Below are 12,300 nucleotides of genomic sequence, written 5' to 3'. Positions count from 1 at the left end.
TTAATAATTGTCAATTGTCAATTGTCAATTGTCAATTAATTAGGGTAGCCAATGGGGATGAAAGCCCATGAGAGGTAGTTGTTCTGGTTTAATGTCAATATTTGTATTATCAGCTATAGATAGCATGGGCATTAACCAGAGACTACTACTAGCAATGGGTTCACCATCATCAGTTTTTAAGGTGTTTGCGGGTAATGGTGTGGTGTTATTGGCAATGGGAACTACTTGGTCAAATAAGAAGCCTAAACCGTCAGGTGCTAAACTGGTTTGGACATTGCGTTGAGCCGGAGGCAAGAGTAACAATGGTTTTTGCTTGCCTGTTTTCAAGTCAATGGATACCAAGTAAGGTTGTTCTATGTATTGTTCTTTAGAAATAAGTTGGGTAACTAAACAGTAAAGACTAGGGGAAGCCGGATCAAACTGACAGCTAAGAATTGAGCCTGTAGTTTTTAATAATTGTTTTTGTACACCTTGGTTGGTGACTAAAAACAAATCTCGCGTATAATCAGTATTAAATTTGACCATTGCTGCCTGTGAACCGTCTTTGGAGAAGGCTTGGACTAAGCCAAATTGAGGCAGAAAATCGAGAGGTTTGTTGCTATCACCGTCTAAAGATACAATTGCTGTCCCCTGTCCTTGGGAAACTGCTACGGCTTTGCTATCGGGTGTAATCAGAAAATCTCCACCAGGCTGCCCTTGTAACCGTTTTGGCGTGGGTTTTTCGGCGGAATTATCATTGCTGGTTGATAAGTACCAGAGAGCAAAATCACCGGAATTATCGCGTTTACCTCTTTGAATAACAATAATTTTGCCATCGGCTGAAAGGTCAAATTTGAGATTTTGATATTCTTTGTTATCTAAAATTAGGTCAACTTTCCCTGCGGCGGCTATTTCTGTCCCAATTTGACTAGAAATACCTGTGCTGACTGTATAAAGTTGGGCGGAAAGTAAATCAGGATTTTTAGCAGAACGAGCCGAGAAGAGGATTTTTTCACCATTGGGGAATGGTTCAAAATCCATCACAATTAAGTCTTTGGGGGTAAGAACTTTTTTTTGTTCTTGGGTTAAATTATAAAGTACCAACTGCCCTTGGATTTCTGCTGCCGAGCCAATATAAAGGATGACGCGATTGCGGGTAGAAAAGCTACCTGTAAAGGGCTGCATGACGCGGTTTTTCCCTTCCGCTTGAGAATATTTATCTTGACCTTTTTCTAGTTTGACTTGGTAGTTTGTGCCGTAGGGGGCTGGGGTAAGGAGTGTGTACACCATTCTTCTGCCAGCCCAACTGGTTTTACCGGCTAGAGGTGGATCTATTTTTAAATTCTCCTCGATGCTTTTGGAGTCCATTGGCCGACTAAAGGTGAGGGAGAAGGAGAGATCCTCTGCGCCAATTTGTTGATTTTCCCAGGTAAAGGTGCGAACCATAGGTTTGACTACATCACCTTTCCAGATAATTAACCCAATCAACACACTCAGTAGGAGCATGACAGCGATCGCAATTCCGTCTAAGGGTTGAATAAGTTTATAGGATTTGTTCATCTAACAATTTTAGATTTTGGATTTTAGATTTTGGATTTTAGATTAGGGAACAACTGACAACTAACAACTAACAACTGACCACTGACTAATAACTGTAAGGATTTTGAGGTTGGGGAATTTTTTTCAGGGAGTTGGCTTTGATAGTGAGTTGGCGTTTCTCTCCGACAGTTTGTGTTGTCATTTGTCCTTCTATTTCTAACCATGTATCAGGGGGGTACTGTTGACGTGATCCAGATATTTGGACTGGTAATCCCACGGGATAAGCGTCTGCGGCACAACAACTGAGAACAAATCTGGCTAAAAATATATATTCTTCACTGACGTTAGGTTGATGAATCACAAATCCCTGGACTTTTGCCTTTTGCCCTGTGTATGCGTCCGGTTCGGGATAGACATTCAATGTGCGGACCCAATCTACAAGCGATCGCTCTTCTGGGCGAACTGTAGCCCGAAATGCCTGGGGTTGAGTGCGACTAGCACCTGTTGATTCAGTCACACCCCGATCTAGGGCTGTTTGACTCGCAAAGACACGAGGTGTAATCATTAATCCTAAAATTGCCGTTGTTAGTAACAGGAAACTGCCCCAACCAGGGGGAAACAAATTAATATGCCCAGCACTAGGTATTTGGGGAATGTGACGGTGTTTCCACAGTTGCAATCCCTTAGAGAAACCAATGATTAATAAGGCTATGCCGGCGACAACTACTAACCAAAAGAAATCCGGGTGAATCAATAAGTAGAGTTTGCCCGTTAGCCAATATTTCAACATCAGAATACCCCAAGCTGTAATGGCTAATACATCTAGCCAAGGGATGAATTTATTTGGGGCTTTAGTTTGGGAATTTAGCATTAAAGTTATTTAGGTATCATAAGGAATAGGTAAGAGGGAATAGGGAGGAGGGAAGGGGGAACAGAAATTATTTTAGAAAATTACCGACTACCTTTTTTTCAATCTCCAATTACTATATTCCCACCTTCCCAGGATTTAAACCCCATACCTCACACCCCACATTTGAGGGGGAAAAAAGAAAATTTTGCTCAAAAGAGACCCAATCTTGATTCAGATCACGTGCAGATTCAGAAATAGGGTGAATAAAAGTGTCAATTGTCCAGCTAATAAAAACAGATATATCAAGGCTTTTGGCTTAAAAATTGAGAGCATTAAACCAATACCTTTAATATCAATCATCGGTCCAAAGACTAGAAATGCTAACAATGACCCGCTAGTAAAGGTGGAAGCAAAAGACAGGGCAAAAAAGGCATCAACTGTAGAGCATATTGATACAACTGCTGCTAATACTAGCATGGCTAAAATCGAGCTAATTGGCCCAGCCCCAAGACTAATAATCAGGTCACGGGGGGCTAAAACTTGGGTAGCGGCGGCGATCGCACTGCCTAATACCATGACTCCGCCTAATTCCCGGAGTTCTTGGATAATATTATCTAATAGGGAGCGGAGTTTCTCTGATAAGGGTTTACTGAAGTTAGAAATTGCAGCGACTTCACTGTAACTATCATCTATGCGTTTCGACGCTCCCGTTGTGCCACCAAGAATATATGTTCCTGATTGCAATAAACTCGGTGTATTAGTTTGGGGTTGTACTTGAGATTGTCGTCCCCTGCGGTTTGTTTTCGGTGGTGCTGGGGGGTTAAATTTAAGATAACGGGCGATTGATGGTTGCAGAAAGGGAACTAAATCCGGTTGAAAGCTGAAGATAAAACCAATAATAGTGGCAATGGCTAGGGAAAATACCACTCTTAACACTACTATTTCTGGTTGATCGCGGAATGCAGTCCAAGTTGACCAAATCACAATGGGGTTAATTGTTGGCGCTGCTAATAAAAAGCCAATCGCTACTGGTGTGGGTACTCCCTGCATCAATAGCCGTCTGGCCACAGGCACATTACCGCACTCACAAACTGGAAACAAAAAGCCGATCATACTGCCAAATAAAGCCCCCAATAGGGGATTTCTGGGCATTTTCTCCACCAATTTACTTTCATCGACAAATAATAGTAATAGACTGGATAAAAATACACCCAGCAGTAAAAATGGCATCGCCTCCACTAGTAGACTGAGAAATATTGTAAAACCATTGTTCAGTTGATTCATGGGCGTTGTATTCAACAGCAGTTCTGAGTTTTAGAGTTTTGTGTTGTCATTTCATTTAATAGGGTAGCGAGAAATATGGCTAACACCAACCTATACTAAAGCGATACGGGGATCATTGATTAAGCAGCTAAAATTAAATCCCATTATAGTGAGGAAATTATAGCAGTCCTCAATAATTTATGAAAAAATTGCTTGTCTTTTGCCTACCATTGCTAAATTTACAACTTAAACTGGCTAGATAAGTTATTAGACATATCGGCACAAAAATATAGAGACGTTCCATGGAACGTCTCTACAAGCAAGTTTTAGGTTGATTCCGTAATCTCTAATTAGTTCAATAAGATATTAGTCTTTCGGACACTCTTTAACTTTGTTTTCTACCCAATTTTTACAAGATAAGAAACCCAAAAAGCCGCTACCTTTTTCTGCACAGTATCCTTTATCAACCTCTACTTGTTCTCTAGGAATTTCTGACACAGTAGAACTTCCACGGACAAATGAAGAAAATTGTCCCCTCTCAACTACTGAATTATCTTGTCTAATCTCGTATTCAAATTCATTGGCATCTCTCTTCACAACAAATGCACTACCACTATGCCGAGTCCCGATACTTATTTTGGTGGACTCTGAGCCTCTCCCTTTACTATAATCTCGATCAGTGTATGGGAAATTGTCAGGAGACATTCCCCGAGAAATGTTTCTGATAATTACTCTCCTGCCATTTTTTGGTGGTTCACTTGAGGATGTAAACCAAGCTTTAGTGTCACTTATATAAGTTGTAGCACTAGGACATTCACCCACATATTTAAACAAAGGCAAAACTATTTGATTAAGTTCTGATTGTCCCTCAACTTCAAACCCAATCTCAGGTGCAGCAGGAGCAGATTGTCCCCAACTCGGCAAGGATTGCATGAATACTAATGGAGTGGACAATACAACAATCTTCATCAAATAGGATATGCAGCGAGTTCTCTTTGACATTTTTCTCACCATAAAGTAAAGAATTTGTAGGTTACAGCACTTCCCGGTGTTATAAGGTACATATCTAGCGGGCAAGATGCCCGCACTACAAGAGTTTCATGATTCAACTTTGTACCTCATAAGAGCGGAAACCGCTGTATTTAGTCAATAAGCTTCAGTTAACGAAGGATATTAACTTGGATTGTTGAGTTCAATTCTTGATATTGAACCGGATTGAACTATGAGGTTAGTAAGCTTGGCTCAATTTATAGCTATATATACCCGCAGCAATTAATAAGCAATATTTTTATGCTTTTCAAATTGTATGCAGATTCATCTAGGTATGAAATTACTTTATCTTACAACCATCAAAATACGCAATGAAATTTCCCCAAACAGGTCCATCTAAAAATGCTCTAGGGAGATATCCTTTAGGCGCATCTAAAGAGTATTTAAGCTGATTATTAGATAAATATCTACCTCGATAACGCCAACCTAAATCAGTAGCAAAATCTTCAAAATGCTCGTTAGTTGGTTCAAATTTATTACCAAATAAACTCTTCCATTTTTGTGCTTGTGCAGAAAAACCAAAGCGACCTTGGCTTTTAGTTTGCCAAATTTGATTAATAAAGCTTAATTTTCCGCAGGACAATCGAGAAATTGCCTTATCATTGAGTGATCCAGAAGCTTGGCTAATCTCCAGCATTAGAGACTTTGTTTCCTCGTCAGCCCCTTTCCAATCACCTTGAGATAATAATTGTGATAATTTGTCCATACTAGCGGGAAAGTTTCCAGTATTGCCTATTGTGGCTATTGGTTCTTGTTCTGTCTTTGGCGGAATTACACCCCTACTAGGATTAGGAGTAGGAGGTTTCTCACCAATGAGAGCAAAATAGGTATTAATAGGAATTGCCCCATTAAATCCTGTTTTTCCCTCTGGGGATGTTCCTGTTTCCTTTTTTCCAGGTACTAGTTTTTTCACAGGTATGACTGGTTTCTGTATTCTGGTGGTTTGTAACTCGCTCGGATCACTGCCATCTTCTCCACCATAATCACCTTGTCCGTGAATACCGATAACTCTACCAGAAATATCAAACACTGGTCCGCCACTATTACCAGTTTTAGTAGTGGCATCATATACTAGGGTATAACCGTTCTTCTCTTTGCGAAGTAAAGTAGTCACCTTTCCTCGTGTAACTGAATATTCTCTCTCCGTCCCCCCTTTACCAAAAATAGTAGGAAAGCCAGTAACTTTAATATCTGCCTCCCTTTCTACCTCTTGAGAATTTCCTAAAGTAGCGACAGGATAATTTTCCTGGGCTTCAAAAGTAACCACAGCCAAATCTGGGTCATTCTCATTTTGCTGTAATGCCCGACGATCTTTAATCGGATAATCTTTACCAGTGTAAGTACGAATTGTGTAACTAACGTCTGTAGTACAAGTAATTTTTTTGCGTCCCTTTATGGCATCACAGACAACATGATTAGCCGTTAGAACGGTGTAAATTTTTCCTTTTTTATTAATAATTACACCTGAACCTCCGGGAGAGTTATTACCTTCACTATTAATTTGGACTGTAGTTTGTTGGGCAGTGTCCTCAAGTTTTCCCGCTTGCACGGGAATCAGTGCTACAAAAAATACAAATATTGACACCGTAACCGAGAAAATAGCAGAATTATTTTTCAGTATTTGGTTAGATAGATTCATATTTACATACAAATGACTTAAGTGAGATGGTATCACACCTACTTGGTAGAATCAATGGGTTTAGACAGGGAATTTACTCCCTGCCCATACTTTACCTTACAAGCGTCCTCCAGTATAAGCGCTCATAGGTTCTTTGATAAACCTGATGTAAAGATGCCTAAAAGTAGACTTAATCACACGCGGCATGGCAAAATCTATGGGCATTAACTTTTCGGGTAATTGCCAATCTGTAATTTGTAATAAATCGGGTGATAAATTCGGGAAGTGAATATCACTTAATTCTGGACATATTCCCAATCTTTGGGAAGCTGCAACTGTGGGAACTTGTGCGGGTGCAACTTGGAGAATTTCTAGCATTGCTCTATCTAAAGCAAATACATTACTCCCAGCTGCTAGAATTTCTAATTTCCGAGGTTCTCCCCCACTTGGTCCATTACCTTCATGACCAATAATTCCATCTAAAATTGTTAAAGTTGGATTAATTGCTCTGGCAGTTTCTACCAACATTTCTCCGAATTTGTTAGCATCTTTACCTGCTTCCATGTGCCACCAAGCTTTCATTTTCCCAGGAACACAACCAAAGAGATTTTTAACCCCTAAAGTTAAAGTTAATTGCATATGAGATTTAACTTTAGGCAGATTAATAATCACGTCTGCTTCCATTGCTTCTTTCGATAAAAGCAAGTGATTAAAATTGTCGTTGACGGTTTGATAACGTTTCCCGTGAAATTCCACCAGTGGTAATTTTAGTTCTTCTAAAATTGGTAATAAACCATTCGCTATGGCCACACCTTTAGCACTACCAAAAGCGGGACTATCTCCTAAAAAGGGATTTCCACCCACAGCAATTACCATTTCGGCAACAGCACGCACTAATTCTGGTCTGGTGGTACATTCTTTAGTAGGACGAGAACCTGTGAGCAGGTTGGGTTTGAGTAAAACGCGGTTGCCTGGTTTGACAAAAGCAGCCATGCCCCCTAAAGGTTCTAGGAGTGTTTCTAAGGATTCTTTTAAAGCTTCCTGTTCGTAGGATTTAGCCCGAATGAGACTAACAGATGGTTTTTGTGTTGACATGGAAAATAATTGCGTTATATTACATTCAGCATTAATACTGTATCAAAAATTAAACTATAGTGGAAAAGTTCTTGCTACTTTGACAAAGATGAATCTAAATAACAGTTATGGTAGGGAGTTTTATGAAATACTAATTTTGCTAATATTTATTTTATTTCTCAGGGTAGATGAAACAGCTAAAATCACGCTCGCAAGATTTACGCGGCCTATTTGAGAAAAGTATCACTATAGAATATGTAGCCGAACCTCTCAAGGCTGTGTCGGTTGATGCTGATGTCAAAGAAGTATTACATTGGATGCAGTTACAAGATTTTGATGTGGTAGGGGTAGAGACAGAAAATATTATTAGTGGTTATGTGGAACGTTCTCATTTAATACAATGTCAGGCTGGAAAATGTAGCGACTACCAACAGATATTTCATCCCCAAGAATTAATTGCTATTTCCACACCTTTGATGAAATTATTGCCTATCTTAGCACAAAAACCCAGATTATTTGTCTTAGATTCTAACAAAGTTAGTGGTATTATTACTTACGGTGATTTACAAAAAGCCCCTGTGCGAATGCTACTGTTTAGCTTTATCACCCTTTTAGAAATGAATTTGTTACGATTGGTCAGGCTTTATTATCCTCAAGATTCTTGGCAACAATTTCTTAAACCTGATAGACTGGAGGCGGCTCAAAAATTATGGCGTGAGAGTCGAGAAAGAAACGAAGCTACAGATTTATTAGACTATTTACAATTTTGCGATAAGCGAGAATTGATATTAAATCAATCAGAACTACTTCCGCAATTAGGATTGAATTCAAAACGCTCTGGGGAAAAGTTTCTCAAGTCTGCTGAACGTTTACGCAACCGTTTAGCACACGCTCAAAACTTAGTTAGTGGTTCTTCTTGGCAAGAGTTAATTTCTTTAGCTGAAGCTATGGAAAAACTGTTAATTTGTTGTGAACAGATTGAATAATATCAATAGTATTTATTGCTGATTTGTTGAATAGACAACGCGCAAACTTTGGACTAAGATGACCAAAGATGCAATCGCCATTAATAGCCCCCAAAACCAATAAGGTAAAAACAAATATCGCTGCATTTGTCCTGTATCTGATAGTCCTAATGGACCCGCAGTATAACTAAATAAATAATCAAGTTGGTGATAGGTACTTACACAAGCCTGCACACCTAAAAATTGAATTGCAAACCCTTGTACCCAAAGAGGTGTTTTTAAGGCAATTCCCAATATCATCAAACCTAACAGGGGAATGGCCACAAAGCCAAACCAAGAACGCACCCAAATTAATGTGGACAGCAGTAAAAATCCCCCTAAAATTTTTAAACTCAAGGAAGTTGTTTTCAAACTTCGAGAAGCAAGAATTAAGCTGGCACCGGCAATAGGTGGACCCATTGGACCGGCAGCCGCTACTAAGCCAATCCCCAGGTATCCCCAGGTGTTACTTAAAGTATAATGAGCTACGCCAGAACCGTTACCAAAAATTTCTAATTTTTGAAATTGTCCCCCCAACATCAAGGCCATTAAACCGTGACCCATTTCATGAAACCAAGTTGCTAAGATAGAAAATGGGTACAAAATATAATTACCTATGGGTATCTGCCACATAATTGCTGTGACTATAGCCGCTGCTACTAACCAGGTTAGCCCCATTTGTTCTACTTCTGTTGGTGTTTCTTGAGTAAATAAAGGTTTGAACTTTTTACTGGGTTCTCTCATTAGTGACTCTCCTGTCCATAATTACACTAATTAGCTGAATATTCTTACTTCTCTGAGAAAGTAGGAATACCAAATAAGAGGAAATGGTAATTTATTCCCAAGTGGCTGCATTCCGTAACACAGTAGGAATTTCACCTTGTGATAAGGGAAACTCTAACATTGTTTCTTTATAACCTAAATACCCAGATTCAGTAAATGATAAAAGCATTCGTTCTAGTGCTAACCAAACTTCTGATTCGTATTCCCAATCATGATAACGTCTAGCACGTCCAGCAATGGAACGTAAAGCCCAAAAGTAGGAATTTCTAACTACAGAACCGCCTTTTTTAAATTCTGGTACGTCTTCATGGTGAATAAATAAAATGTTATTTTCAATTCTGGATCTCATAATTATGTGCTGATAACTGAAAGGGGCTGTATACCCTCATAATTTTTTACGGTGTTGGCATCTGCAAATTCTTTAATGTCCTCTGTAAAAACTTAGCCCATTCTGCTGCGAGGGGAACTTCTGTAAATGGAACACAAATTGATTTAGGAGTAGTTAATAAAAACTCTAATTCAATTTTTCGACCTTTGGGGGGGGGATTTTCTATATCTACGGCATTACCATTTACTAAAAAACGAATTTCTTGAACATCCAACAAAGAAAAAGTTTCTAATTCAATTGGTCCTTTAGTTGTGGGTTTTCCCCAAGTGATATCATCACCTTTTTGAGCTAACACTGCATAAATATCATATTTAGCCCGTTCAAATTGTTCTGCCCAAATTTGATAAGCTTGAAGTTTCTTAAATTCCTGTGAACCTTGCCACGCTAACCAGAAAAATGCTACTAACAGAGGCAACCATAAAAGACCACGTTCCATAATAATTCGTAATTCCTCTTTGAGAGGAGCGTCGTTAATTTAATTAGAAAACAGGTAAGAAGATAGAATTTTCTCTAAAATCTCCCAAATACCATTTTACAATATCCAATATAAATATAGGTCATAAGCAAAGATACAAAATTTAATGTATTATCTAATATTAGTAGATTGACTAATTTATCATCAGATTTCCCTTAACTCACGCCATCATACCCCGGAATTGATTGAATGTACCTACTAAGTAGGTGAACACAATAAAACCAAACTGTGTAAAGAGATGTAAAATCGCTGAAAACTTCTTTACTCTTGCCTCTGGTTACTGAGCGAAGTCGAAGTATTGCCTCAAGCCTAGTGCTATGACGACAATTTTCAACGCCAACCTACTTATATGAGCTATGGTAGTAAGAAAATTCCCTCTCCGTGCTGTCTTTCTTTGAAGACGGGGATATAAGAGAAAAAAATGAAAAAACTGCTATTGTTGTGCTTGTTTCTCATTGGACTGACTGCTGCTGTGTTTGGGTTTCTGAATTTTCAGGGACTGGCAGCTAAAGGTGAGTTTGAGACAATTTTGCTAGATTTTCGGGAAGATGTGGCAGAAAATGTGATTGAGAAGGATCTACAAGCGATCGCTCAAGAATATCATGTTACCCCCCAATTGGATAATAAATATTCAGCAGCGGATCATGTGTATATTATCAAAGGCGATCGCCAAAGACTCAACGATTTAAGAAAATCTCCCTTTGCCAAAGTTACAGAATTTATCGAGCCAAATTACATTTATAAAATCGTCCCCCAAGGACAAGCCACTTGGTTAGGAGAACTGTTAGCACCCCAGCAAAACGAAGAACCAAGTTCGTCTTTAATTGGTCCAAATGACCAGTATTATAGCAAACAGTGGAACTTACACAAAATCGGCGTAGAAGCGGCATGGACTCGGAGTAAAGGTAGTGGTATCACTGTTGCCGTAATTGATACTGGCATTACCAAAGTCCGCGACTTATATGAAACCAAATTTGTCAAAGGCTATGATTTCGTCAACGACACAGAGGCAGCCAAAGACGACAACGGACACGGAACTCATGTCGCTGGTACAGTTGCCCAAGCCACCAATAACGCCTATGGTGTCGCTGGAGTTGCCTATGAAGCCAGCCTCATGCCCTTAAAGGTATTAAATGCTGACGGTGCAGGAACAGTAGCCGACATTGCCGAAGCCATCAAATTTGCGGCTGATAACGGCGCAGACATCATTAACATGAGCTTAGGTGGTGGTGGAGAAAGCCAACTCATGGAAGATGCGGTTAAATATGCCCATAACAAAGGTGTAACTATCATTGCTGCCGCAGGTAATGAAAACACCAACGGCGTAAGCTACCCTGCCCGTTATGATCATGTTATTGGCGTTTCCGCTTTTGGACCTGACGGTGAAAGAGCATCCTATTCTAACTATGGTGCGGGTGTGGATATTTCTGCCCCTGGAGGGAGTGAAACTGGGACAATTCTCCAAGAAACTATTAATGAACAAGGTGAAGGCGTATTTCTCGGACTTCAAGGCACAAGTATGGCTTCTCCCCACGTTGCGGGTGTAGCGGCATTAATCAAAGCCTTGGGAATCAAAGAACCCGATGAAATTTTGCAAGTTCTCCAACAGTCAGCCAGAGTCATTCAAGACGACGGTTTGAACTATTATGGGGCTGGACAACTCAACGCCGAAGCCGCAGTTAAATTAGCCAGCGACGGTATAATTAGTGTTCCTGACTTTTTCCGGTGGTTGCGAGAACAGGGTTATCTTAATCCCGGCTTTTGGATAGATGGCGGAGCGATCGCTTTAGTGCCTAAAATATTCATGGTAATAGGTTCTTATCTTCTAGCTTGGTTCTTACGGGTTTACTTCCCCTTCACTTGGAGTTGGTCTTTATTCAGCGGCTTAACTTTCGGCAGTTCTGGCTTATTCTTCCTCAAAGGATTTTATATCTTTGATCTTCCTCAATGGCCTTTCCGGGTTTTAGGTAGTTCCATTCCCGAACTAGGCAACACTTTACAGGGAACAGACGCATTAAATCCTCTTTTTGCCAGTGTTTTAATTCCTTTTGTTTTAATAGCCTTATTTTTAGGACATCCTAGTTGGAAATGGTTTGCTATTGGTGCAACTTTAGGAATAACAGCTTTTCTGACCGTTAGTGCTGTTTATGATCCTGCCGTTTGGGGTTTAGGAAATAGTAACCTAGCTCGAATTTTCCTTCTTGTTAATGCTGTACTTTGTTATGGACTAGCCCGGTTAGCATTGAAAAAAGACGGACAAACTGCTTAATTAGGTAA

At 39.7% G+C, this 12,300-nt stretch carries 11 protein-coding genes; 2 read left to right on the top strand and 9 right to left on the bottom strand.

The features are described from left to right. Positions 1–39: 39 nt before the first annotated feature. The 6 genes from FJR08_RS21745 to FJR08_RS21720 form a co-directional block, all read right to left on the bottom strand. Positions 40–1,539 (bottom strand): Ig-like domain-containing protein, encoded by a 1,500-nt coding sequence (locus FJR08_RS21745; protein WP_168634557.1) that lies wholly within the window; start codon positions 1,537–1,539, stop codon positions 40–42. Between the two features lie 85 nt (positions 1,540–1,624). Beyond that, the gene (locus FJR08_RS21740; RefSeq protein WP_148761559.1) at positions 1,625–2,389 is read right to left on the bottom strand and encodes a TIGR03943 family protein; all 765 of its coding nucleotides are present in this window, start codon (positions 2,387–2,389) and stop codon (positions 1,625–1,627) included. Between the two features lie 210 nt (positions 2,390–2,599). Then, the gene (locus FJR08_RS21735) at positions 2,600–3,652 is read right to left on the bottom strand and encodes a permease (RefSeq protein ID WP_015080940.1); all 1,053 of its coding nucleotides are present in this window, start codon (positions 3,650–3,652) and stop codon (positions 2,600–2,602) included. 345 nt (positions 3,653–3,997) lie between these two features. Beyond that, entirely contained in the window at positions 3,998–4,564 is a 567-nt protein-coding gene (locus FJR08_RS21730) for a hypothetical protein (protein ID WP_148279064.1), read from the bottom strand. A gap of 397 nt (positions 4,565–4,961) precedes the next feature. Next, positions 4,962–6,320: a GUN4 domain-containing protein gene (locus tag FJR08_RS21725; RefSeq protein WP_051155196.1), complete on the bottom strand. Its 1,359-nt coding sequence runs from the start codon at positions 6,318–6,320 to the stop codon at positions 4,962–4,964. 96 nt (positions 6,321–6,416) lie between these two features. Continuing rightward, the gene (locus tag FJR08_RS21720; protein ID WP_015080943.1) at positions 6,417–7,394 is read right to left on the bottom strand and encodes a DUF362 domain-containing protein; all 978 of its coding nucleotides are present in this window, start codon (positions 7,392–7,394) and stop codon (positions 6,417–6,419) included. A gap of 167 nt (positions 7,395–7,561) precedes the next feature. On the opposite strand from FJR08_RS21720, the gene FJR08_RS21715 reads away from it, so the two are divergent. Next, a complete protein-coding gene (locus FJR08_RS21715; RefSeq protein WP_168634556.1) occupies positions 7,562–8,359 on the top strand; it encodes a CBS domain-containing protein in 798 nt (265 codons plus the stop codon). 12 nt (positions 8,360–8,371) lie between these two features. Here FJR08_RS21715 and FJR08_RS21710 read toward each other — a convergent pair whose 3' ends face one another. The 3 genes from FJR08_RS21710 to FJR08_RS21700 form a co-directional block, all read right to left on the bottom strand. Continuing rightward, entirely contained in the window at positions 8,372–9,121 is a 750-nt protein-coding gene (locus FJR08_RS21710; RefSeq protein WP_168634554.1) for a M50 family metallopeptidase, read from the bottom strand. Between the two features lie 91 nt (positions 9,122–9,212). Further along, positions 9,213–9,509, bottom strand: coding sequence for a hypothetical protein (locus tag FJR08_RS21705; protein ID WP_015080946.1), 297 nt, complete (start codon positions 9,507–9,509; stop codon positions 9,213–9,215). A gap of 46 nt (positions 9,510–9,555) precedes the next feature. After that, positions 9,556–9,984 carry a hypothetical protein gene (locus FJR08_RS21700; protein ID WP_168634553.1) on the bottom strand — a complete coding sequence of 143 codons (429 nt, stop codon included), beginning with the start codon at positions 9,982–9,984 and terminating at the stop codon, positions 9,556–9,558. A gap of 460 nt (positions 9,985–10,444) precedes the next feature. On the opposite strand from FJR08_RS21700, the gene FJR08_RS21695 reads away from it, so the two are divergent. Beyond that, positions 10,445–12,292: a S8 family peptidase gene (locus FJR08_RS21695; protein WP_168634551.1), complete on the top strand. Its 1,848-nt coding sequence runs from the start codon at positions 10,445–10,447 to the stop codon at positions 12,290–12,292. The last annotated feature ends 8 nt before the right edge of the window (positions 12,293–12,300 follow it).

It is taken from the genome of Dolichospermum sp. UHCC 0260, from assembly GCF_009711985.1.
GTDB lineage: Bacteria > Cyanobacteriota > Cyanobacteriia > Cyanobacteriales > Nostocaceae > Dolichospermum > Dolichospermum lemmermannii.
The sequence above is the reverse complement of the archived record's forward strand: the minus strand, read 5'-3'. Positions and strand labels throughout refer to the sequence as shown.

Coding starts and splice junctions, on each gene's coding strand:
- FJR08_RS21745 (WP_168634557.1), bottom strand. CDS start 1,539: ATGAACAAATCCTATAAACTTATTCAACCCTTAGACGGAATTGCGATC.
- FJR08_RS21740 (WP_148761559.1), bottom strand. CDS start 2,389: ATGCTAAATTCCCAAACTAAAGCCCCAAATAAATTCATCCCTTGGCTA.
- FJR08_RS21735 (WP_015080940.1), bottom strand. CDS start 3,652: ATGAATCAACTGAACAATGGTTTTACAATATTTCTCAGTCTACTAGTG.
- FJR08_RS21730 (WP_148279064.1), bottom strand. CDS start 4,564: ATGCAATCCTTGCCGAGTTGGGGACAATCTGCTCCTGCTGCACCTGAG.
- FJR08_RS21725 (WP_051155196.1), bottom strand. CDS start 6,320: ATGAATCTATCTAACCAAATACTGAAAAATAATTCTGCTATTTTCTCG.
- FJR08_RS21720 (WP_015080943.1), bottom strand. CDS start 7,394: ATGTCAACACAAAAACCATCTGTTAGTCTCATTCGGGCTAAATCCTAC.
- FJR08_RS21715 (WP_168634556.1), top strand. CDS start 7,562: ATGAAACAGCTAAAATCACGCTCGCAAGATTTACGCGGCCTATTTGAG.
- FJR08_RS21710 (WP_168634554.1), bottom strand. CDS start 9,121: ATGAGAGAACCCAGTAAAAAGTTCAAACCTTTATTTACTCAAGAAACA.
- FJR08_RS21705 (WP_015080946.1), bottom strand. CDS start 9,509: ATGAGATCCAGAATTGAAAATAACATTTTATTTATTCACCATGAAGAC.
- FJR08_RS21700 (WP_168634553.1), bottom strand. CDS start 9,984: ATGGAACGTGGTCTTTTATGGTTGCCTCTGTTAGTAGCATTTTTCTGG.
- FJR08_RS21695 (WP_168634551.1), top strand. CDS start 10,445: ATGAAAAAACTGCTATTGTTGTGCTTGTTTCTCATTGGACTGACTGCT.